Source organism: Mycobacterium sp. NGS17 (assembly GCF_059813205.1).
The window spans coordinates 738,824-761,003 of record NZ_JCALED010000002.1 but is presented as its reverse complement, the minus strand read 5'-3'; the positions used below and the strand labels follow the sequence as shown (position 1 = coordinate 761,003).

General features: G+C 68.2%; 19 protein-coding genes. 10 read left to right on the top strand and 9 right to left on the bottom strand.

All coding sequences use genetic code 11. From position 1 onward, the window contains the following. Window positions 1-88 precede the first annotated feature (88 nt). The 3 genes from AC5Y7E_RS07770 to AC5Y7E_RS07760 all read left to right on the top strand — a co-directional run bounded on the left by AC5Y7E_RS07770 (window position 89) and on the right by AC5Y7E_RS07760 (window position 3,614). Window positions 89-1,789 carry an acyl-CoA dehydrogenase family protein gene (locus tag AC5Y7E_RS07770; RefSeq protein ID WP_499948281.1) on the top strand — a complete coding sequence of 567 codons (1,701 nt, stop codon included), beginning with the start codon at window positions 89-91 and terminating at the stop codon, window positions 1,787-1,789. 197 nt (window positions 1,790-1,986) lie between these two features. Beyond that, window positions 1,987-2,682 carry a TetR/AcrR family transcriptional regulator gene (locus AC5Y7E_RS07765; protein WP_499948280.1) on the top strand — a complete coding sequence of 232 codons (696 nt, stop codon included), beginning with the start codon at window positions 1,987-1,989 and terminating at the stop codon, window positions 2,680-2,682. Further along, entirely contained in the window at window positions 2,679-3,614 is a 936-nt protein-coding gene (locus AC5Y7E_RS07760; protein WP_499948278.1) for a R2-like ligand-binding oxidase, read from the top strand. Before AC5Y7E_RS07765 ends, AC5Y7E_RS07760 begins: the two co-directional genes overlap by 4 nt. A gap of 10 nt (window positions 3,615-3,624) precedes the next feature. On the opposite strand, the gene AC5Y7E_RS07755 is transcribed toward AC5Y7E_RS07760, so the two are convergent. Further along, window positions 3,625-5,043, bottom strand: a complete 1,419-nt coding sequence (locus AC5Y7E_RS07755; RefSeq protein ID WP_499917762.1) for an NADP-dependent succinic semialdehyde dehydrogenase — start codon at window positions 5,041-5,043, stop codon at window positions 3,625-3,627. 81 nt (window positions 5,044-5,124) lie between these two features. On the opposite strand from AC5Y7E_RS07755, the gene AC5Y7E_RS07750 reads away from it, so the two are divergent. Next, window positions 5,125-6,771, top strand: a complete 1,647-nt coding sequence (locus AC5Y7E_RS07750; protein ID WP_499948276.1) for an acetolactate synthase large subunit — start codon at window positions 5,125-5,127, stop codon at window positions 6,769-6,771. Between the two features lie 18 nt (window positions 6,772-6,789). After that, a complete protein-coding gene (locus AC5Y7E_RS07745; RefSeq protein WP_499948274.1) occupies window positions 6,790-7,263 on the top strand; it encodes a DUF309 domain-containing protein in 474 nt (157 codons plus the stop codon). Here the strand turns inward: AC5Y7E_RS07745 and AC5Y7E_RS07740 are convergent. Together AC5Y7E_RS07740 and AC5Y7E_RS07735 are read right to left on the bottom strand one after the other, a co-directional pair. Beyond that, window positions 7,240-7,833, bottom strand: coding sequence for a DUF488 domain-containing protein (locus AC5Y7E_RS07740; protein WP_499948272.1), 594 nt, complete (start codon window positions 7,831-7,833; stop codon window positions 7,240-7,242). The genes AC5Y7E_RS07745 and AC5Y7E_RS07740 overlap by 24 nt on opposite strands. 18 nt (window positions 7,834-7,851) lie before the next feature. Continuing rightward, entirely contained in the window at window positions 7,852-8,064 is a 213-nt protein-coding gene (locus AC5Y7E_RS07735; protein WP_499948270.1) for a hypervirulence associated TUDOR domain-containing protein, read from the bottom strand. A gap of 91 nt (window positions 8,065-8,155) precedes the next feature. On the opposite strand from AC5Y7E_RS07735, the gene AC5Y7E_RS07730 reads away from it, so the two are divergent. Then, window positions 8,156-9,067 (top strand): LysR family transcriptional regulator, encoded by a 912-nt coding sequence (locus AC5Y7E_RS07730; RefSeq protein ID WP_499948342.1) that lies wholly within the window; start codon window positions 8,156-8,158, stop codon window positions 9,065-9,067. Between the two features lie 108 nt (window positions 9,068-9,175). Next, a complete protein-coding gene (locus AC5Y7E_RS07725) occupies window positions 9,176-10,330 on the top strand; it encodes an NAD-dependent formate dehydrogenase (protein ID WP_499948268.1) in 1,155 nt (384 codons plus the stop codon). A gap of 7 nt (window positions 10,331-10,337) precedes the next feature. On the opposite strand, the gene AC5Y7E_RS07720 is transcribed toward AC5Y7E_RS07725, so the two are convergent. The 4 genes from AC5Y7E_RS07720 to AC5Y7E_RS07705 all read right to left on the bottom strand — a co-directional run bounded on the left by AC5Y7E_RS07720 (window position 10,338) and on the right by AC5Y7E_RS07705 (window position 16,594). Next, a complete protein-coding gene (locus AC5Y7E_RS07720; RefSeq protein WP_499948266.1) occupies window positions 10,338-11,798 on the bottom strand; it encodes a lipase maturation factor family protein in 1,461 nt (486 codons plus the stop codon). 88 nt (window positions 11,799-11,886) lie between these two features. Next, a complete protein-coding gene (locus AC5Y7E_RS07715; protein ID WP_499948265.1) occupies window positions 11,887-16,077 on the bottom strand; it encodes an alpha-(1->3)-arabinofuranosyltransferase domain-containing protein in 4,191 nt (1,396 codons plus the stop codon). Window positions 16,078-16,129: 52 nt separating this feature from the next. After that, a complete protein-coding gene (locus AC5Y7E_RS07710; RefSeq protein WP_007769006.1) occupies window positions 16,130-16,303 on the bottom strand; it encodes a DUF2613 domain-containing protein in 174 nt (57 codons plus the stop codon). Window positions 16,304-16,390: 87 nt separating this feature from the next. Next, window positions 16,391-16,594, bottom strand: coding sequence for a DUF2613 family protein (locus tag AC5Y7E_RS07705; protein WP_499948264.1), 204 nt, complete (start codon window positions 16,592-16,594; stop codon window positions 16,391-16,393). A gap of 122 nt (window positions 16,595-16,716) precedes the next feature. Here AC5Y7E_RS07705 and AC5Y7E_RS07700 point away from each other — a divergent pair, with 122 nt between their 5' ends. Genes AC5Y7E_RS07700 through AC5Y7E_RS07690 form a run of 3 tightly spaced genes read left to right on the top strand, consistent with a single transcriptional unit; the run spans window position 16,717 to window position 19,847 of the window. Beyond that, window positions 16,717-17,874 carry a glycoside hydrolase family 3 N-terminal domain-containing protein gene (locus AC5Y7E_RS07700; RefSeq protein WP_499948262.1) on the top strand — a complete coding sequence of 386 codons (1,158 nt, stop codon included), beginning with the start codon at window positions 16,717-16,719 and terminating at the stop codon, window positions 17,872-17,874. 59 nt (window positions 17,875-17,933) lie between these two features. After that, window positions 17,934-18,572 carry a TetR/AcrR family transcriptional regulator gene (locus AC5Y7E_RS07695; RefSeq protein ID WP_499948261.1) on the top strand — a complete coding sequence of 213 codons (639 nt, stop codon included), beginning with the start codon at window positions 17,934-17,936 and terminating at the stop codon, window positions 18,570-18,572. 21 nt (window positions 18,573-18,593) lie between these two features. Further along, window positions 18,594-19,847 (top strand): chloride channel protein, encoded by a 1,254-nt coding sequence (locus AC5Y7E_RS07690; RefSeq protein ID WP_499948259.1) that lies wholly within the window; start codon window positions 18,594-18,596, stop codon window positions 19,845-19,847. 11 nt (window positions 19,848-19,858) lie between these two features. On the opposite strand, the gene AC5Y7E_RS07685 is transcribed toward AC5Y7E_RS07690, so the two are convergent. Then, window positions 19,859-20,701: a MaoC/PaaZ C-terminal domain-containing protein gene (locus AC5Y7E_RS07685; protein ID WP_499948257.1), complete on the bottom strand. Its 843-nt coding sequence runs from the start codon at window positions 20,699-20,701 to the stop codon at window positions 19,859-19,861. 9 nt (window positions 20,702-20,710) lie between these two features. Next, a complete protein-coding gene (locus AC5Y7E_RS07680; protein ID WP_499948256.1) occupies window positions 20,711-22,075 on the bottom strand; it encodes a 3-oxoacyl-ACP reductase in 1,365 nt (454 codons plus the stop codon). Window positions 22,076-22,180 lie beyond the last annotated feature (105 nt).

The window sequence follows — 22,180 nt, the reverse complement described above, 5'->3', positions numbered from 1 at the left end:
GGGCCGTTTTGCTTCAGGTGCCCCGAGGGCCGCCCTATTGCAGTACCGTCACCCTCGTCTTGGTCGAGAACCCGCTGGGAGTCACGTCATGTTGCTCAATCCGAATAACCTGCAACGCCGGTACCCAGACCGTCGCTCCGGGGAGATCATGGCCGCGACGGTCGACTTCTTCGAGTCGCGGGGCAAGGCCCGGTTGAAGTCCGACGATCACGAACGAGTGTGGTACTCGGAGTTTTTGGACCACATCGGCCGGGAGCGCATCTTCGCGTCATTGCTGACCCCGAGCGCCTACGGCGCCGACGACTGCCGCTGGGATACCTACCGGATCAGTGCGTTCGCCGAGATCGTCGGCTTCTACGGGCTGAATTACTGGTATCCCTTCCAGGTCACCGCGCTGGGCCTGGGCCCGATCTGGATGAGCGCCAACTCGGATGCCAAGCGCAAGGCGGCCGCGTTGCTCGAAGCCGGCGAGGTCTTCGCCTTCGGCCTGTCGGAACAGACGCACGGCGCGGACGTCTACCAGACCGACATGAACCTGACGCCTTCGCCGGATGGCGGCTGGACCGCCACCGGGGAGAAGTACTACATCGGCAACGCCAACGTGGCCCGGATGGTCTCGACCTTCGGCAAGTTCGACGGCACCGACGAGTACGTGTTCTTCGCCGCCGACTCCCAGCACGATCGCTACGACCTGATCAAGAACGTGGTGAACTCGCAGAACTTCGTGGCCAACTACGCGCTGCGCGACTACCCGGTCACCGAGGCCGACATCCTGCACCGCGGTCCCGAGGCCTTCCACGCCGCCCTCAACACCGTCAACGTCTGCAAGTACAACCTCGGCTGGGGCGCGGTCGGCATGTGCACCCACGCGATGTACGAGGCCGTCACCCACGCGTCCAACCGCATCCTCTACGGGACCGTCGTCACCGACTTCACCCACGTGCGCCGGCTGCTCACCGACGCCTACGCGCGGTTGGTCGCGATGCGGCTGGTCGCCACCCGGGCGTGCGACTACATGCGCAGCGCGTCGGCCGAGGACCGCCGCTACCTGCTGTACAGCCCGCTCACCAAGGCGAAGATCACCAGCGAAGGCGAACGCGTGATCACGGCGCTGTGGGATGTCATCGCCGCCAAGGGCGTGGAGAAGGACACCATCTTCGAGGCGATGACGCGTGAAATCGGGCTGTTGCCAAGGCTGGAGGGCACGGTCCACATCAACATCGGGCTGCTCGCCAAGTTCATGCCCAACTTCCTGTTCGCCCCCAACAGCGCGCTGCCGTTGCTCGGCCGCCGGGACGACGCGGCCGACGACGCCTTCCTGTTCGCGCAGGGGCCCACCGGCGGGCTTGGCAAGGTGCGCTTCCATGACTGGCGCGCGCCGTTCGACACCTTCGGGCATCTGCCCAACGTCGCGCTGCTGCGCTCGCAGATCGACGTGCTCGCCGACATGCTGGCCGGCGCAACCCCGGATGCCGCCCAGCAGAAGGACATCGACTTCGCCTTCGCCGTCGGTCAGTTGTTCGCGACGGTCCCCTACGCCCAGCTCATCCTGGAGGAGGCCGGGCTGTCGGGCGTCGACGAGGCGTTGATCGACGAGATCTTCGCCGTGCTGGTCCGCGACTTCAACGCTTACGCCGTGGAGTTGTCCGACAAGCCCGCGACGACGGACGAACAGGCCCGCTTCGCGCTGCGGATGATCCGCCGGCCCGCCCACGACCCGGCGCGCTACGACCAGATTTGGAAGGATCACGTCCTTCCGCTGAATGGCGCGTACGCGATGCGGCCGTGAGCTGGCGCTCCCGCGGGCCTGGCGCCCTCGAGCGTGCAGGTAGTTTCACGCTGGGCCGCGAGCGTGACGTTAGTTTCACGCTCACCAGTGGTCCTGGTCGGGCGACGTCAAGGCGAGAGGCGACGCCCCGCGCCCACCCTTGACTGTGAGCTCCATCACAGTAGGATGACCAGTGGTCATTAAGTTGAGGAGGGTCATTGCCAACGGTCACCTGGGCGCGCGTCGATCCCGCCCGTCGCGCCGCGATCATCGAAGCCGCGGAGTCGGAGTTCGGGGCCCATGGGTTCTCCCGGGGCAGCCTGAACGTCATCGCACGCCGCGCCGGGGTCGCCAAAGGCAGCCTGTTTCAGTATTTCGCGGACAAGCGTGACCTGTATGCGTTCATCGCCGACATCGGCAGCCAGCGGGTGCGGGCCTACATGGAGGACCGCATTCGCGAACTCGACCCGAGCCGGCCCTTCTTCGACTTTCTCACCGATTGGCTCGACGCGTGGGTGGCCTACTTCGCGGACCATCCGCACGAACGCGCGCTGCACGCGGCGGCGACCCTGGAGGTCGACACCGAAGCCCGCGTCAGCGTGCAGAACGTCATCCACCGCCACTACCTGGAAGTGATGCGCCCGCTCGTCCGCGAGGCGCACATCCGCGGCGACCTGCGCGCGGATTCCGACACGGATGCGCTGTTGTCGTTGCTGCTGTTGATCTTTCCGCACCTGGCACTGGCGCCCTACATGCGCGGGCTGGATCCGGTTCTGGGGCTCGACGAGCCGACCCCGGAGCAGCCCGCACTGGCGGTGCGCCGGCTCGTGTCCGTGCTGGCCGCCGCGTTCTCGGCCGCGCCGAAAACCCCGCCGGTCGGCTCAGCCCCTAAACGATCTGAGGAGGTCACATGAACAGAACCCGTATAGCCTCGATGGTCGAGGGCGGTCTGAACTGGGACAGCTTGCCGCTCAAGCTTTTTGCGGGCGGCAACGCGAAGTTCTGGAATCCGGCCGACATCGACTTTTCCCGCGATCGCGAGGACTGGGAACGCCTGACCGAGGACGAACGCCACTACGCGACCCGGTTGTGCGCCGAGTTCATCGCCGGCGAGGAATCGGTGACCCAGGACATTCAGCCCTTCATGGCCGCGATGCGGGCCGAAGGCCGGCTCGGCGACGAGATGTATCTGACGCAGTTCGCCTTCGAGGAGGCCAAACACGTCCAGGTGTTCCGCATGTGGCTGGACGCCGTCGGCATCACCGAGGATCTGCACGACTTCCTCGAAGACGTGCCGACCTACCGCACGATCTTCTACGAGGAGCTGCCGGACTGCCTGCACGCGCTGACGGTCGATCCGTCGCCGGCCGCCCAGGTGCGGGCGTCGGTGACCTACAACCACATGGTCGAAGGCATGCTGGCGCTGACCGGTTACTTCGGCTGGCACAAGATCTGTGTGGAACGCGGCATCCTGCCCGGCATGCAGGAGTTGGTGCGGCGCATCGGCGACGACGAGCGACGGCACATGGCGTGGGGCACCTTCACCTGCCGGCGCCACGTCGCCGCCGACGACGCCAACTGGGGCGTCTTCGAAACCCGGATGAACGAGCTGATGCCGCTCGGCCTGCGTCTGATCGAGGAAGGCTTCGCCCTCTACGATCCGATGCCCTTCGGGCTGTCGGTGGACGAGTTCATGCAGTACGCCGCCGACAAGGGGATGCGACGCTTCGGCACCATCTCGAGCGCCCGCGGGCGCCCGCTGGGCGAGATCGACCTCGACTACTCACCGCTGCAGCTCGAGGACACCTTCGCCGACGAGGACGAGCGGGCGCTGGCGGCCGTCTAGCGGCGGAACCTCACTCGACCTTGTCGTCGCCCGACGAGGAGCCGCTTTCGGATTCCCCGACCCACACGGTTTTGGCGTTGACGAATGCGCGGATGCCAAGCCCCGCGAGTTCGCGTCCGTACCCGGACCGCTTGACGCCGCCGAACCCCAGCTCGGGATAGGACACCGTCATCCCGTTGATGAAGACCTGGCCGGCCTCGATGTCGTCGATGAACCGCTGCTGCTCGGCCTCGTCGTTGGTCCAGGCGTTGGAGCCCAGGCCGAACGTGGTGGCGTTGGCGATCTCGATGGCCTCGTCGATGTCCGCGGCCCGGTACATCGACGCGACGGGGCCGAACACCTCCTCGGTGTAGAGGGCCATGTCCTTGGTGATGTCGGTGACGACGGTCGGCGGATAGAACCACCCCGGCCCATCGATGGGCTTGCCGCCGAGCCGCACCTTGGCGCCCGCCGCGGCGGCGTCGTCGACCTGCTTGGCGATCTCGTCGCGGCCCGATTCGGTGGCCAACGGGCCCACGTCGGTGTCCGGGTCGGTCGGGTCGCCGACGGTCAGCGCCTCCATCTGCTCGGTGAACTTGTCGACGAACGCGTCGTAGATGTCGGTGTGCACGATGAACCGCTTTGCGGCGATGCACGATTGGCCGTTGTTCTGCACCCGGGCGGTCACCGCGGTCTTGGCGGCCTCGTCCAGGTTGGCCGACGGCATCACGATGAACGGGTCGCTGCCGCCTAGCTCGAGGACGGTCGGTTTGATCTCGTCGCCGGCGATGGCCGCCACCGACTGGCCGGCCGGTTCGCTTCCGGTCAGGGTCGCAGCCGCGACCCGGGGGTCGCGCAGGATGCGCTCGACCGCGCTGGAGGAGACGAGCAGGGTCTGGAAACATCCCTCGGGGAAGCCGCCGCGGGCGATGACGTCGGCGAGGTACAGCGCGCTCTGCGGCACGTTCGACGCGTGCTTGAGGATCCCGACGTTGCCCGCCATCAGCGCCGGTGCGGCGAACCGCACGGCCTGCCACAGCGGGAAGTTCCACGGCATCACCGCCAGCACCACCCCGAGCGGCTGGTAGCGGGTGTAGGCCTTCTTCGCGCCCACCGCCTCGGCGTCGGCCGGCTCGTCGGCCAGCAGCTGCTCGGCGTTTTCGGCGTAGTAGCGAAAACCCTTGGCGCACTTCAGCGCTTCGGCCTTGGCCGACTTCAGGGTCTTGCCCATCTCCAGCGTCATCATGGCCGCGACGTCGTCGGCCTCGGCCTCCAGCAGGTCGGCGGTCGCGTTTGCCCACTGGGCGCGCTGGGCAAACGTGGTGTTGTGGCGGTAGTCGAGGAAGCGGTCGTAGGCACGGGCAATCGCGGCATCGACTTCTTGATCGGTGGCCGCGGTGAAGGTCTTCACTGTTTCGCCGGTAGCCGGGTTAATGGTGGCGATGGGCACGTCGGCCCTCCTTCATCGGGTTCGTGGCTGAAAAGTCCAACACCTAGCCTGCCACTATCGTTCCCCTAAGGGAGGTGTCGGATGAGCAAGGCCGCTGAGCTGATCGTCAAGTGCCTGGAAAACGAGGGTGTTTCCGTCGTATTCGGGGTTCCCGGCGAGGAGAACATCCGGTTCGTGCAGGCGCTCGCGTCGTCGAGCATCCGGTATGTGCTCACCCGGCACGAGCAGGCCGCCTCGTTCATGGCGGAGATGTACGGCAGGGTCACCGGCCGGGCCGCGGTGGTGTCGGCCACATTGGGCCCCGGCGCGATCAACATGCAACTCGGTGTCGCCGACGCCACCACCAACAGCACCCCGCTGGTCGCCATCTCCGCGCAGGTGGGCCACGACCGGGAGTTCAAGGAGTCGCACCAGTACGTCGACCTGGTGTCGATGTTCGCCCCCATCACCCGGTGGGCGGCCGGCATCCCTACCGCGCGCGCCATCCCCGAGATGGTCCGTAAGGCGTTCAAAGTCTCCGAGGCGGAGCGGCCGGCCGCGGTATATCTGGCCGTGCCCGAGCACATCGATGCCGACGAGGCCGACTACGACCTGCGACCGTTGCCTCGCAACGTCGTACGCGCGGACGCCCCGGCCCCCCGCCAGGTGGCGCGCGCCGTCGACGTCCTGCGCAACGCGAAGCGGCCGGTGCTGCTGGCCGGGCACGGCGCCGCGCGCGCCGACGCCACCAAAGCCCTGGTGCGCTTCTCCGAGGAATTCGGCATCCAGGTCGCCAACACCTTCCACGGCAAGGGAGTCATGCCCGACGATCACCCCAACAGCATCGGCACGCTGGGCTTCATGCGGCACGACTACGTCAACTTCGGGTTCGACAACGCCGACGCCGTCATCGCCGTCGGCTACGAGCTGCAGGAGTTCGACCCGGTGCGGATCAACCCGCAGGCCGACAAGAGGATCATCCACGTTCACCGGTTCCCGGCCGAGGTCGACGCGCACTACTCGGTCGACGTGGGGATCATCGGTGACATCAGCGATTCCTTGAACGCCCTCACCGACGCGCTGTCCGGTCACACCTTCGCTCACGCCGCCGACGTCCCCGGCTCGGGTCTGCTGGCCGAGGAATTCGAACGGGGACAACAGGATTCGCGCTACCCGCTAGCGCCGGCGCGGGTGGTGGCCGACACCCGTGCGGCGCTGGGCCGCAGTGACGTCGTCCTGGTCGACACCGGCGCGACCAAGATGTGGATGGCCCGCCTCTACCCGACCTACGAGCGGAACACCTGCTTGATCTCAAACGGGTTGTCCACCATGAGCTTCGCCCTTCCCGGGGCGCTGGGCGTCAAGCTTGCCCAACCGGAAGCCAAGGTGCTGGCCGTCGTCGGCGACGGCGCATTCCTGATGAACTCGCAAGAGATCGAGACCGCCGTGCGCGAGCGGATCCCGCTGGTGGTGCTGATTTGGGAGGACGGCGGTTACGGCCTCATCGAATGGAAGATGGACCTCGAACTCGGCGAGCACTACTACGTGAAGTTCAACAACCCGGACGTGGTGACCTACGCGGAAAGCTTCGGCGCCAAGGGATACCGGATAAACAGCGCCGAGGAGCTGCTGCCGACCCTGCGGACCGCGCTCGACGACGACGGCGTCTCGCTGATCAGTTGCCCGGTCGACTACTCCGAGAACCTGCGGCTGACCGACCGCCTCGGTGAGTTAGACGAAACTCTGTAGTTCGGGAAACCGTTGCAGATGTCGGAGCGCGATCGTGACGAATCGGGTCGGCCGCGAAATGCCCGGCCGCGCGACGCTTTTGGCCGACCACTTCCGCCCGGCAGCGCGGGTGTGCCACGCGTCCCGGATGACCTGACGCTGGCGCCGGCCGAGACCCTCGCCTATGCCCAGGATCTGCTGGATCGCGGTCTCGCCTTCAACGCCCACGAGGTTTTAGAGGCCGCGTGGAAGAACGGTCCAAATAACGAGCAGCCACTGTGGCAAGGCCTGACTCAGCTCGCGGTGGGGATTACCCACGTCCAGCGGGGCAACCCGAATGGGGCAACCACGTTGCTCCGTCGCGCGGCAGGCCATCTCGGCGACGCGGATGGGCCGGCGCCGCACGACATCGACGTCGCCGGATTGGTGGAGTACGTCAACGCGCTGATCGACGACGTCGCCGCCGGAGTTGATGTCACCGCGTCGCGGCTACGGCCCCGCCTCCTGATCTGATACGTCGGTTAGCTCCGACAACGTCGGCTCCGCCGGGTACGTCACGTGCCCGCGCTCGTCGACGACGGGCGTGGCGCCCCATTGACCGAGCCGGTGCTGACGCGGGACGGACCCGCTCATCAGGTGCCATACCGTCCACCCTTGGGCGACAAGGTTGTTCGCGATCAGCTGCCGGTGGCATCGCCAGGGCATCGGCTCGCCACACATGATCGCCAGTCGGTGTGACCGGGCCAGGGTGATCAGCCGGGTGAGGCCGCGCTGGTATTCGCCGGTGAGGGTGTAGTCGGCGTAATTCTTGAAGCTCGCGTTTTGCCAGCCGGCGTTGATGGCGGGATCGACGCTTTGCTGACGGCGGCGTCCGCCGAGCTCGGGAAGGTGGATGTAACCGATGCCGGCGTCACCCAGCCAGCGCGCCATCTCTGCGCTGCCGAACTGGGGGCTGCGTCGCGAGCCAGGCTGAGCGCGCACATCGGCGAGCAGGTCGATGCGGGCGTCATCCAGGGGCTCCAAGAAGGTCGGCACCGGGCATGTCCAGTGTCCGATGGTCCAGATCTCGTCGTGCTCGCCCATGCTTGTGCCGTGCCGGCTCTAGTCGATCTTCTCCAGAGTGTCGCCCTTGTGCATCGCGACGTGGTCGGTTTTGTCGCTTTTGATCTCGTATTGCGGGTCGTCTTCGGTGCAGTGCCGTTTGTGGCCTTTGTACTCGGTGTCGCGGGTGTGCTTTTTCACGATGGTGCCGCTCACCCGGCCGGCTTCGGAATTCCACCTGACGTGATCTCCGACTTCGAACTGTTTGGGCACCGCGCCTCCTTCGCATACTTCGTGTCACGGCTGAACCTTCGGTCGCCAAGACGAGTACCCGCTAACGGCCGGCGGCATGATCGAATGGCTCATGCTGTTCCGTCAGCTGGAATACTTCGTCGCGCTCGCTCAGGAGCGTCACTTCGCGCGCGCCGCGAGGGCCTGTTACGTGTCGCAACCCGCGCTGTCGGAAGCGATCCGCAAGCTCGAAGCCGAACTCAACGTCCCGCTGGTGCGGCGCGGACAGAAGTTCGAGGGCCTGACTCCAGAAGGTGAGCGGCTGGTGCCGTGGGCGCGGCGCATCCTGGCCGACCGCGACGCCATGGAACAGGAAGTCACCGCGTTGCGCGCCGGCCTCACCGGCGAATTGCGGCTCGGCGTGGTGCCGGCCGCCTCGACTACCGTTGCGCTGCTTACGGATCCGTTTTGTGCGGCACACCCCTTGGTGCGCATTCGGCTCGAGGTCAACCTGCGCTCGGCCGGGATCGTCGAACGGGTCCGCAACTTCGAATTGGACGCGGGCATCCTCTACCCCGACCAGCAGGACACGGCCGATCTGCTGGTGACTCCGCTGTACCACGAGCAGCCGGTGCTCATCGCCGCCGCCGAGCTTCTCGGCGGTAAGGCGGAAACCATCGCGTGGTCCGAAGCCGTGCAGCTACCGCTGTGTCTGCTCACTCAGGGCATGCGGGGGCGTCGGCTCATCGACGATGCGCTGGCCACCCACGGCCTGCAGGTCACCCCGCAGCTGGAAACCGATTCCGTGGCCGCGCTATTCGCGCACGTTCGCACCGGCCGGTGGGCGAGCATCGTGCCGCAGCCGTGGATTCACACCCTGGGCGTACCGGTCGGAGTCAGCGTGCTGAGGCTGCGGCGCCCCTCGGTCACGGCGCTGATAGCGCTGGTGACCAACAGGGCGGAGCCGGGCTCGTTGCTGGCGCGCGCATTGCGACGAACCGCGCGCGAGGCCTGCATCGGTGCGGCGCTCAGCGAGTTGCCCTGACTCAGCCTCGAGTGATCGGCGTTGCCTATCAGCCGGTCGGAGCCGCGTCTTTGACACGACGTGAGCGCCCTCTGAGACTGGGATTGATTCCGCTCAAGGAGGACTTCAATGGCCAAGTGTGTGATGGTGCTCTACCCCGACCCCGTCGATGGCTACCCGCCGACCTACGCGCGCGACAGCATCCCGACGATCCACGCATATCCCGACGGCAGCACCGTGCCGACTCCGTCCAAGATCGACTTCACGCCCGGTGACCTGCTCGGCTGCGTCTCGGGTGAGCTGGGGCTGCGCAAGTTCTTCGAAGACGCCGGGCACGAGTTGGTGGTGACGTCCGACAAGGAGGGCCCCGACTCGGAATTCGAGCGTGAGCTGGCCGACGCCGACATCGTGATCTCGCAACCGTTTTGGCCGGCCTACCTGACGAAGGAACGCATCGCCAAGGCGCCCAAACTGAAGCTGGCGTTGACCGCGGGCATCGGCTCCGACCACGTGGATCTGGACGCGGCGAAAGAACGCGGGATCACCGTCGCCGAGGTGACGTACAGCAACAGCATCAGCGTCGCCGAGCATGCGGTGATGCAGATCCTCGCGCTGGTGCGCAATTTCGTGCCGTCGCATCGGTGGGCCGCCGAAGGCGGCTGGAACATCGCCGACTGCGTCGAGCGCGCTTACGACCTCGAGGGCATGGACGTCGGCGTCATCGCCGCCGGCCGGATCGGGCGTGCGGTACTGCGTCGGCTGGCGCCGTTCGACGTCAACCTGCACTACACCGATACCCGCCGGCTGGCGCCGGACGTGGAGAAACAACTCAATGTGACGTTTCACCCCGACGTGGAGTCGCTGGTGCAGGCCGTCGACGTGGTGTCCGTCCATTCGCCGCTGTACGACGACACCCGCAGGATGTTCAACGAGCAGCTGATCTCGACGATGCGGCGGGGCTCCTACATCGTCAACACCGCCCGCGCCGAGGAGACGGTGCCGGAAGCGATCGTCGCCGCCCTGAAATCCGGGCAGCTCGCGGGCTACGCCGGTGACGTGTGGTACCCGCAGCCCCCGCCGCCCGACCACCCCTGGCGGACCATGCCGAATAACGCCATGACGCCGCATGTTTCGGGTACCACGTTGTCCGCTCAGGCGCGTTACGCCGCCGGCACCCGGGAGATCCTGGAGAGCTGGTTCGCCGGCAAGCCCATCCGTCCCGAGTACCTGATCGTCGAGGGCGGACGGCTCGCGGGCACCGGAGCGCTGTCCTACCAGAAGTAGGACAGCCTCACCCGGCGCTGGTCGCCGTCGACAGGGCCATCGGTGGCACGTAACCGCCGACCAGGGCGCGATGCCACCAGGCCCGGTCACGGCGCAGCTCCGCCGGTGTGGTGAAGCGATACTGGTAGAGCTGGGCCCGCACCAAGCGGGGCGGAGATTCGGGAAAAGGGTTGTGGCGCAACAAGCGTAGCGTCGCCCGATCGTTTTGCAGCAACCGCTGCATGAAGGGTCTCAGCCATGGCTGCGCGTAGCCGGGCGAGATCGCGGCGAACCACATCAGCCAGTCCAGGCGCAGATGATACGGGGCCCACTGTCGCGGCAACCGGCGCACCGCCCCCGGCTTGCCCTTGAATTCGTATTCCTTCCAGACGGTTTGGGCGGTGATCAGCGCCTCGTCGGTGCCTTCGATCACCACCTCCCGACGGATCCGCCCGATACTGCCGAACGCCCCGTAGGTGTTGACCAGATGAAACGAGTTGAACGACACATTCATTCGCTGCCGCGACGACAACATGTTGGCCAACGGCCAGTAGCTCATGAACAACACCGCGGCCGTCACCGCGATCACCAGGCCGACGAACCACAGCGGCTGTGACAAATGCGCCGCCAGCCCCCCGTGTGCCGGAACGAGTCCCTCGGGCAGCAGCATCGCCACCGACGCGTCGTCGATTGCGCTGAACGCCAGCACTATCGTCACCCAATTGAGCCAGGCGAAATTGCCCGAGGCGACCAGCCACAGCTGGGTGACGACGATGATCGCGGCGGCCACGCCGGCCACCGGCTGCGGGGCGAACAGTCCGAACGGCACGATCAGCTGCGCGAAATGGTTGCCCGCCACCTCGATCCGATGCAGCGGTTTGGGCAGATGGTGGAAGAACCAGCTCAGCGGCCCAGGCATCGGCTGCGTCTCATGGTGGTAGTACAGACACGTCAGGTCGCGCCAGCACGGGTCGCCGCGCATCTTGATCAGCCCCGCACCGAACTCGACGCGGAACAACAGCAGCCGAACCATCCAGAGCGTCAGCACCGGCGGCGCCACGGCGTGGTTACCGAGGAAGATCATCAAAAACCCGGTCTCGAGCAGTAGCGATTCCCAGCCGAACGAGTACCAGGTCTGCCCGACGTTGACGATCGACAGGTAAAGCACCCACAGCGTCAGCCACATCGCCATCGCCGCCCACAGCGGCACCGCGTCGGCGGCCCCGACGGCGATCGCCGCCGACAGTGCCGCGCCGAACCACGAGACGGCCGAAAACAGCCGATCGGAATAGCGCAGGTGGAAAAGGCTCGGCGTGCGCCAGAAGGTTTGCCTGGCCAAGAACTGCGGTATGGGCAGGATGCCGCGCTCGCCGATGAGCGCGCGAAACTGGACCGCGGCCGCGACGAAACCGAGCAGGTAAATCACCGCGGCGCCGCGCTCGAGCACCAGTCTGCCCACCCAATATTCGGGTGCCGAAAACCAGTCCATGGCGCGTGACTCCTCGGTTGGTGGCGGCTACGCCAACCCGCGTATCCAGTCAATCAGCCGGTAAACGGGTAGCCAAGAGCTCGGCCGACTATTCGTCGCGCGGCGCCTGCGCACGTTCGGGTACTGCAACCGCCGAAGCGGCAAGCACCGCAACCGAAATCAGTGCCAGCAGCTGGACACCGGCGGAATGGCCGGCGTAGCCGTCGGCCGAGCGCCAGGGCTGCCGCGACAGCGCCGCCCCGGCCAGGATCAGCCCGCTGGCACTGCACACCACGCTGAGGCGTTCCCACCGCCGCCGGCGCAGCGCGTAGCGCAGGCCCAGGGCGATGCCCATCACCACCACGCCGCCCCACCCGGCGATCAGGCCGGCCGCAGCCAGCGCCGCGACGCTCGCTGATGCGCCGGGCCGCCACGGCCGTGCGGGCTCGGCTGTGTCGTCCTTTCGCCGGGTGCGCCAGAGCGCGAGCATCGCGAGCAGCGGAAGCAGGGCCAGTCCCACCGCCAGGCCCGCGCGGTAGAGCGAGTTGGAAGCGAACGTCAGCGTGATGGTGCCCGGGTCGCCCGCGGGCACCACCCAGCCCTGTTGCCACCCGTTGACGGCGATCGGCGTCAAGCGGGTCCCGGCGCTGGTGTGCGCCACCCAACCCGGGTTGATGCTTTCCGGGACGACCAGCACCCGGGATGTGGCCGAGGCGGGCGCCTGTACCTCGCGGCGGGCCGGACCCCACGCCCGCCATGACGAAACACGCACCGGCTGTGCGGCTTCGGGGCCGGCGGAGGCGGTCAGCTCGGCCCCGTCGACGACGAACTGGGCGCCGGGGCTGACCAAGAGCTCCTGTTGACCCGCGGGCAGCGCGATCGGGTCGCGCTCGCAGGGCACCGCGGCCAGCGGCGCGTCATCCAGGATGGCCCCCACGGTGGTGTGAATCGCGGTGTGCACGAACCGGCCCGCGACCGCGATGACGGGTCCGCGGTCGCATCCGACGCCGATCTCCCGGCCGCGGTTGCGGGCCGCGTCGCCCGGTGCGATCGGGTTGCCGTCGGCGCCCAGCGCCGCGACCTCGGCCAACCCGGGCGGCTTGAGCTGGTCGAAACCCAAAGCGTTGCGGTCGATGACGTCTTGCCAATTCAGCAGGCTGATCGTCACGGTGTCGGTCACCCGGGGTTTCAGCGGCACAATCTGCGCCCCGTCGGGTCGCACCGCGGCGGCCTGCGGGCCGTCGCCCAGGTTGATGGCCACCATCGTCGGGTGGGCGGGCAAGGTCGACCGGCTCGGGACCAATCGCACCCCGGTGACCTGGGTGGGGCGCGGCAGCGTGAGCGTCAGGGTCGGCGGGGTCTTGTGCTGCACCACACGCTGCGGCGCCGTCCACGCCGTGGCGGGGTCGCCGTCGGCGGCCGCGTACGCGGAGCCGAGAACATCGACGGTATCCGAATCACCATGAGCCACGGTGACATTCGGTTCAGTGATCAGGTCGGCCAGCTTGGGGCCTTGGCGCGGCCGCACCCACACCGTCGGGGTCACCGACGTCGCCGTCGGCACGGTCAGCATCCGGCTGAAATTGACCGGTTCCTCCGGTGCCAGGGCCATCGACGGCGCACAGCGCACACCGTCGGGAGCTGGCGCGCAACCCGGCCTGCCCAGCAGTTCCGATCCCAGATCCCACCCGGCGACCGCCGATCCCGGCGGCGGCCCGGGCACCCGCACGGTGTGCCGCAGCTCGACCTGGTGGGCGAATCCGGACGCGTCGTATTGGGTGATCGACAGGTCGGTGATGCCGAACTGCACCCCGGCGGACCCGTCGTCGGTGCCGGCGGCGGTGATTCGCACCCAGGGGGTCTCGCCATAGGGCAGTGCCGCGGCCAGCGGCTTGCCCGGCTCGTCGAAGCGCAAAGTGGTGCTCCCGGTGGCGGTCTCGATCAGGATTCGGCGCACCTGGGCGCCGACGGCGGTGGCGCTGGGCGTCAGCGTGATCGCCGCGTTGGTCACCGGGTGGTCGAAGTCGATCCGCATCCATTGACCGACGGCGGCCTGCAGCGAGTTCGACACCCAGGCCGTCGCCGAATCCCCGTCGATCGCCGCGGCGGGGGAGGTGGCCGGCGCGACGTCGGGCATCGCGGTGGAATCCGACGACGAACTCGATACCGTGATCCGCCCGCCGGACCAGGCGCCGGCGACCGGGTCGGCGCCGGGGACGGGGTAGTCGGGCACCCGGTTGTAGGTGTGCCGCGCATCGCCGGGGGCGCGGATCGCCGACGAATGTTGGTCGACCCGGCCATAATCCGTCTCCCGCGCCACCGGGGTGTCGGTGATCATCACCCCTGCATTCATCGGTAGCCCGGTGCCCCGCGCGTCCGCGGAAAGCAGCGTGGGGCCCAGCGGCGGCTGACCCAGCAGTCGCCGGCGCTCGTCGAGGCGCAGCAGCGCCTCGGGTCCGCCGTCGACCCGGGCCAGCCGGTCGGTATCGACGAAATACGGTGTGGCGGGGTCGGTGTCGCCGCCGACCCGATAAATCTCGACCGCCGGGTATCGCGGCCGCAGTCCGCTGTCCGCGACGAAACCCGCCAGGGTGCCCGGCCCCACCGGCGCGCCGAACTGTGCGACCTTGCGCAGCCCCGGTGACCCGTCGACCGCGCGGTGCACCAGGACCGGGCGGGCCGAGCGCGACGTGTCGGGATCCAGGTCGTTGCGCAGCGCCAGATAGGAAATGCCTTGGCGGGCAAGGGTATCGGCCAGCCCGGCCGACGGGCGGCCGGCGGCCAACAAGCGCTGCACCGAATCCAGCGCCCGGATGGTCTGCGGCGGGGTCAGCGGGATGGAATCGCGAACACCCCATGGGCTGGTGCCCAGCACCTGCAGCGGCTCGTCGTGGCTGGTGCCCCACACCTGGGTGGCGAACGGCGCGCCCGGAACCACGAGTACCCGCCCGGGGGTGGGCGTCCCGGTGTTGTGTTCGGTGAGCCAGTCGGCGGCCTCGTGCCAGTACTGCGGGATCGCGGTGAAGGTTCCGGGCGGGGCCAGCCGGCCGGTCCACGCCAGTGACGTGCTGACCATCAGCGCCGTCACGACGACGATCGCGGCCGCGACGCGCTTGTCACGCTCGGGATGCGCAAAGGACCGCAGCCACACCAACATTGGTGCGCCGCCCGGCAGCGGTATCCGGCCCAGCAACTGCGCGAGGCCCAGCACCACCGGGATCCTGATCACCGAACCGAGCTTGTGCACGTTGCGCAGCGGGGCGCCACCGGCGTCCAGGAAGGCCTGCACCGCGTGCGCCACCGGCGAGCCCAGGCCGCCGCTGTATCCGGCGGCCATCAACACCACCCCGGTCAACAACATCGTCACCAGCCGCCCGCGCGCCGGCATGGCCGGGCTGGCCAGCCCCGCCAGTCCGGCCGCGGCGACCAGGCAGGTTCCGAGCACGGCGGCCGACCCGGTCACCAGCGGAGCGCCCGCGGTGGCGGTCGGCGCAACGTACGGGGTCCAGCTGTCGGTACCGCGCAACATCTCGACCAGTGACGACCATTGCGTCGTCACGCCGGAGGACTCGATGAAGTCCAGGAACGGGGGGCTGATCGCGCGCAGCATCACCAGCGCCACCACCCACCACAGCGTGGCCAACAGCAGCGCCACCAGCCACCACCCGGTGTACCGCCACCACAACCGGCTCGGCCGGTGGCACGCCCACCAGATCACCGCCGGCAGGCAGCCGGCCAGGGTCGCGATGGCGTTCACCGCACCCATCAGCGCGACGGCCAGCCCCGCCTGCCCGGCCAGCGCGCGCACCGACCGGTGGCCGGAGCCTCGCAGTGCCAGGATCGTGGGCAGCAAGACCCACGGCGCCAACATCATTGGCAGCGTTTCCGACGAGATCGAACCGAGGGTGGTCAGCACTCGAGGCGACAGCGCGAATGCGACCGCGGCGATCACCCGTGACGCCGGGCTGCCGATCCGCAACGCCTCGGCGACCCGTAGCAGCCCCCAGAAGCCAACCGTGAGCAGCAGCGCCCACCACAGCCGCTGGGTGATCCAGCCGGGCACGCCCAGCGCATGGCCGAGGAGAAAGAAGGTGCCGTGCGGAAACAGGTAGCCGTAGGCCTGGTTCTGCGCCTGCCCGAACGGGAGCTCGCTGTTCCACAGGTTGGTCGCCCGGGCCAGAAAGCGCAGCGGGTTGGCGGTGAGGTCGAGCTTGGTGTCGGGGGAGATCCGCCCGGGCGATTGGATGAACGTCAGGGCCAGCGCGACCGAACCGACCAGCCACAACCATCGCCGCGACACCGGCTCGGCCGTCGAGCATGAGACCGGCGCTCCGGTCCCCGCCTCCGACCGGCTAGCTACGGTTGCCGTACTCGACCCGGTTGAGCACTGACGACTGCGGATCGCCCCCGGGAAGTGGCGGCTTCGTGTCTTGCTGGACCATCAGCGTGATCCCGAAAATCGCGGCCGCGCCGAGCAACAGGCCAACCACAACGCTCGCTGCGGCGGGCGCAACGATCCGGTTCATTCGACGGCTCCTGAGTGTCGGCTTGCGGTCGTGACTTTCAACCTAGCGCCAACCTAGCAGAAGCCCGCGCCGCCACCGGGCCGCCGGTCACCAGTGCAGACAGTGTCCGTGCACACAGCGGTCGCCGTATTCCACCTGATAGGGACCGGCCGGGAGCGCGGGGCGCTGAACGGGTGGCACCTGCACCAAGCTGTGGTCGGCGACGGCGAGCGTGATTCCGACCGTCGTCGCCACCCCGGCGGACAAACCGACCGCGACGCTGACCGCGGCGGCCAACGTGAAACGGTTCATCGCGGGCTTCCTCCCTGCCAGTCAAAAAGGCGCCCCGACAAGCCCCAGGCCCCTGATCAGCAACGTACCGCTGATGCCCCCTGGAGCCGGGTACGAAACGCCCGTCGTGAAAGCATGGCCCGATGGCATTTTCGCGCACCTTCGCCGTGCTCGCAGTCGCGTCGGCGCTGGTGGCCGGCTGCGGCCACCACGCCGCACACCCGCCCCGCCCGTCGACTTCCACGTCAAGCAAGCCGGTGGCCGCCCCGGCGCCGCCGGTGTGCGCCGACCCGTCGGCGGTGCCGGCCACCCTGAACATCCGCGACAAGCTGGCCCAACTTTTGATGGTCGGTGTGAAGAACGCCGACGACGCCCGGGCCGTCGTCAACGGCTATCACGTGGGCGGAATCTTCATCGGCAGCTGGACCGACCTGTCGATCTTCAAGGGCCCGCTGGCCGACATCACGGCCAAGGCGGGGCCCCTGCCGCTGGCCGTCAGCGTCGACGAGGAGGGCGGCCGGGTCTCGCGGTTGAAATCGCTGATCGGGACGTCGCCGTCACCCCGTGAGCTGGCGCAGACGCAGACCGTCCAGCAGGTGCATGACCTGGCCTCCGACCGTGGCAAGAAGATGCACGACCTGGGCATCACCGTCGACTTCGCGCCCGTCGTCGACGTCAGCGATGAGCCCGATGACGCGGTGATCGGCAACCGCTCGTTCGGCGCGGATCCGGCCACGGTCACCGACTACGCCGGGGCTTATGCGCAGGGGTTGCGGGAGGCCGGGCTGCTCCCGGTGCTCAAGCACTTCCCCGGCCACGGGCACGGCTCGGGTGATTCACACACCGGGGGTGTGGTCACGCCGCCGCTGGACAGTTTGCAGAACAGCGATCTGGTGCCCTACCGGACGCTGGTGGCCGCTGCGCCGGTCGCGGTGATGGTGGGCCACTTGCAGGTTCCCGGACTCACCGGCGACGCCCCGGCCAGCCTGAGCCCCGAGGCGGTGCAGCTGCTGCGCAACGGCGTCGGCTATAAGGGCCCGCCGTTCACCGGGCCGGTGTTCAGCGACGACCTGTCCAGCATGGCCGCCATCTCCGATCGGTACGGGGTGTCGGAGGCGGTGCTGCGCAGCCTGCGGGCCGGCGTCGACGTCGCCCTGTGGGTCACCACCGACGAGGTGCCTGCGGTCTTGGACCGGTTGCAAAAGGCTGTCGCGTCGGGGGAATTGCCGGCCCAGCAGGTCGACGAGTCGCTGGTGCGGGTGGCGACGATGAAGGGCCGCAGCGCCACCTGCGGTCACTAGTGCGTGTGCCGCGGCGCCGCGTTGCTTACTCTTGAGTCAGATAGACGGAGAGGCAAGCGATGGCGGGTGGTACCAAGCGGTTACCGCGTGCCGTCCGTGAGCAGCAGATGCTCGACGCCGCCGTGCAGATGTTCTCGGTCAACGGCTATCACGAGACCTCGATGGACGCCATCGCCGCCGAGGCGCAGATCTCCAAGCCGATGCTGTACCTGTACTACGGCTGCAAGGAAGATCTGTTCGGCGCCTGCCTGAATCGGGAGATGAGCCGGTTCATCGACGTGGTGCGCGCCGACATCGATTTCCGGCAGAGCCCCAACGACATGCTGCGTAACACCATCGCGTCGTTCATGCGCTACATCGACGCCAATCGGGCCTCCTGGATCGTGATGTACACCCAGGCCACCAGCTCGCAGGCGTTCGCCCACATGGTCCGAGAGGGACGCGAGCAGATCATCGAACTGGTGGCCGGGCTGATGCGGGCGGGCAGCCGCAACGCGCGCTCCGAGCGGGAGCACGAGATGATGGCCGTGGCCCTGGTGGGCGCGGGCGAGGCGGTCGCCAACCGGCTGTCCGCCGGCGACGTCGACGTCGAGGAGGCGGCCCAGCTGATGGTCGACCTGTTCTGGTACGGCCTCAAGGGCTCGCCGGCCGAACGCGAAGCGGCCGCGGCGGGCGGCTCGGACGCCGCGGGCGACTAGGCCATCGTTCAGGTGGCCCGGATGAGCGCGCTCGGCTCGGACCGCGGCAACCTCGACTTCTTTTGTGCGGTAACCATCGTCGGGTTGCTCGCCGGAGTTGCCGGATTGGCGACGACGTTCGTGCTGCGCGCTGTCCAGCACGCCACCTACCACTACAGTTTCGGCGCGTTGCTGGCGGGGGTGGCCGCCAGCAGCCCGATCCGCCGGGTCGTAGGCCCGATGATCGGCGGCGCCCTGGCGGGCCTGGGGTGGTGGCTGTTGCGGCGCCGGGCGGAGGTGCCCCCACTGGCGCAGACCATCGCAGCGCGGGAGCCCGTGCCGAGGTTGTCGTGGAGCGTCGATGCCTTGCTGCAGGTGCTGCTCGTCGGGTCGGGCGCGTCATTGGGGCGAGAAGGGGCGCCGCGTCAATTCGCGGCTGCGCTAAGCGATTTCGGCACCGGATGGCTCAAGCGGCTTTCACCGCATGATCGTGAGGTCTTGCTGGCCTGCGCGGCCGGGGCCGGGCTGGGCGCGGTGTATGCGGTCCCGCTGGCCGGGGCGCTGTTCTCGATCCGGATTCTGCTCAGCACCTGGCAGCCGCGCGCGGTGGGCGCGGCGTTTCTCTCCTCCGGCCTGGCGGTCGCCGTCGGCTCGGCGATCACCCGCGACCAGCCCAACCTGCAGTGGCCGATCGAGGAGTCGACGTATCTGCTGACCGCGCACGGATTGCTGCTGGCGCCGCTTGCTCTGGCGGTGGGGCTGGCCTTCAACCGGTTGATGGCCGCGGCGCGCCCCGCCCGTCCGATGCGCACGCCGCTGCTGATCCCCGCGCTTGCCGGGGCGGGCTTGGTGATGGGGATCTGTTCGCATTGGTGGCCCGAGCTGCCCGGCAACGGCCGCAGCATCCTGACGGTCAGCCTGGCCAGCGGCATGACCTTGCTGTCGGCGCTGGCAATTCTGGCGCTGAAACCCCTTCTGACAGCGTTGTTTCTGCGGGCCGGCGGGGCGGGCGGACTGCTCACGCCCTCACTGGCGACCGGCGCGGCCGCCGGGTCCGCGCTGGTGCTGATGATCAACTGGGCGACGGGGACGCACCTGCACGTGCCGGCGGTGTCGCTGGCCGGCGCCGCGGGCGTGCTGGCGGTGACGCAGGGCTCACCGATCTGGGCGGCGATCTTCGTCTGGGAACTCGCCCGGCCGCCGCTGTGGCTATTCCTGCTATTCCTGCTGACCGCGACCAGCGCCCACGGTCTGAAACTGCTTGCCACGGGCCGCAGTTCGACGCACCCGGGCTAGTGGCGTCGGCGCTAGAGCGCCCGGACCGTGCCGGTCAGGTGGGGGTAGCCCTTGGCGATGTTGCGCAACGAAATGTCCCAGCCGCCGTCGTGTTCATCGATGTAGAGTCCCGCGGTCGCGGGCAGCACCACCGGCTTGCCGAACCGCACCGAATACCGGACAGCATCGGGAATCTGCGCCTCGACATTGGCCAATACGGCTGCCGCAGTGAACATTCCGTGCGCGATCACCGTCGGGAACCCGAACAGCTTGGCCGCGACCGAGTTGGTGTGGATCGGGTTGTGATCGCCCCCGACGTCGGCATAGCGCCGGATCAGCCCCGGGCTGATCCGCAACACGGTCGACGGCGGCGGCAGCTTGGGCTGCTTCTGCGGGGGCGGCTTGGGTTCGTCGGACAGGCTGGTCCGCTGCTGGTGCAGGAAGGTCGTCACCTGGTGCCAGGCGGTGTCGTTGCCGACGCTGACGTCGGTCACCAGATCGACCAGCAGGCCCTTGCGGTGCTCGCGCAGGTTCTCGGCGTGCACGCGCACGCCGACGGTGTCGGTGACCGCGATCGGGCGGTACTGCGTGATGTGGTTCTCGGTGTGCACCGATCCCATTGCGGCGAAAGGAAAGTCGAACCCGGTCACCAGCGACATCATCGCCGGAAAGGTCAGCGCGAACGGGTACGTCAGCGGCACGTGATTGCCGTAGCGCAGACCGGTGACCCCCGCGTACTCGGCCACATTCGCGCGGTCGATCGGCAGCTCCTCGATGGTCACCGTGCGGGTGGGCAGCTCACTGCTGCGCGACACCACGGGCAGGGCCCCGGCGGCGGCGCGCAGCATGTTCTTCAGGCCGCTTGGCTGGTTCATGACGTTCTCCTATGCGCCCAGCATGGCCTGGCCGCAAACGCGAATGACGTTGCCCGTCACCGCATTCGAAGCCGGGCTGGCGAAGTAGGCGATGGTTTCCGCGACGTCCACCGGCTGCCCGCCCTGCAGTAGCGAGTTCATCCGGCGTCCGACCTCGCGGGTGGCCAGCGGGATGGCGGCCGTCATCTGGGTTTCGATGAATCCCGGTGCGACGGCGTTGATCGTGATGCCCTTGCCGTAGAGCTCGGGGGCGAGCGACTGGGTGAGGCCGATCATTCCGGCCTTCGTCGTCGCGTAGTTGGTCTGGCCGCGGTTGCCGGCGATGCCGGCCATCGACGACAGGCCGATCACCCGGCCGCCCTCGCCGAGCGTGCCGTTGGACACGAGCCCTTCGGTAAGTCGCAGCGGGGCAAGCAGATTGACCGCCAGGACGGCGTCCCACCGAGCGTCGTCCATGTTGGCCAGCAGCTTGTCGCGGGTGATGCCGGCGTTGTTGACCAGCACGTCGGCGCGGCCGCCGTGGTGTTCGCGTAGGTGTTCGGTGATCTTGTCGACGGCGTCTTCGGCGGTGACGTCGAGCCACAGCGCGGTGCCCCCGACGCGGCTGGCGGTCTCGGCCAGCGCCTCGGCGGCCGATTCCACGTCGATCGCGACCACGCGTGCGCCGTCGCGGGCGAACACCTCGGCGATCGTCGCGCCGATTCCCCGGGCCGCGCCCGTGACGATGGCTACCTTCCCGTCCAGCGGTCGCTCCCAGTCCGCCGGGGGAGTGGAATCCGCCTCACCGACGTAGAAGACCTGGCCGTCGACGTAGGCGGACTTGGCCGACAGGATGAACCGCATCGTCGACTCCAGGCCCGTCGCAGCGGGTTTGGCGTCCGGTGAGAGATAGACCAACGCCACCGTGGTGCCGTTACGCACCTCCTTGCCCAGCGAGCGCGTGAAGCCCTCCAGCGCGCGCTGCGCGATCTGCTCGTGCGGGCTCGCGGCGGCGTCGGGCGTGGTGCCGACCACGGCGACGCGCGCCGAATGGCCGAGGTTGCGCAGCAGGGGGGTGAAGAACTCGTAGAGCCCCCTGAGCCCCTCGGGCGTGGTGATGCCCGTGGCATCGAACACCAGGCCGCCGAATTTGTCGGCCCAGCGACCGCCCAGGTTGTTGCCCACCAGGTCGTAATCGGCGTCCAGCGCCGCGCGCAGCGGTTCGACGACCCTGCCCTCCCCGCCGATCAGCAAGGCCCCGGCCAGGGGCGGTTCACCGGCGGAGTAGCGGCGCAGCGTCTCGGGTTGGGGGACGCCGAGCTGCTTGGCGAGAAACGATCCAGGACCGGAGTTGACGATCTGAGAGAACAGATCGGATGAAGCCTTGGGAGCCACCGGAGCTACCTTCCATATTCTTTCGAAGTCGGGGTATGCCTACAGCACAACCGTATCGAGGACGAACTTACTGCAGAGTAAGAACAGTGGGTAGTATGGCCCCAG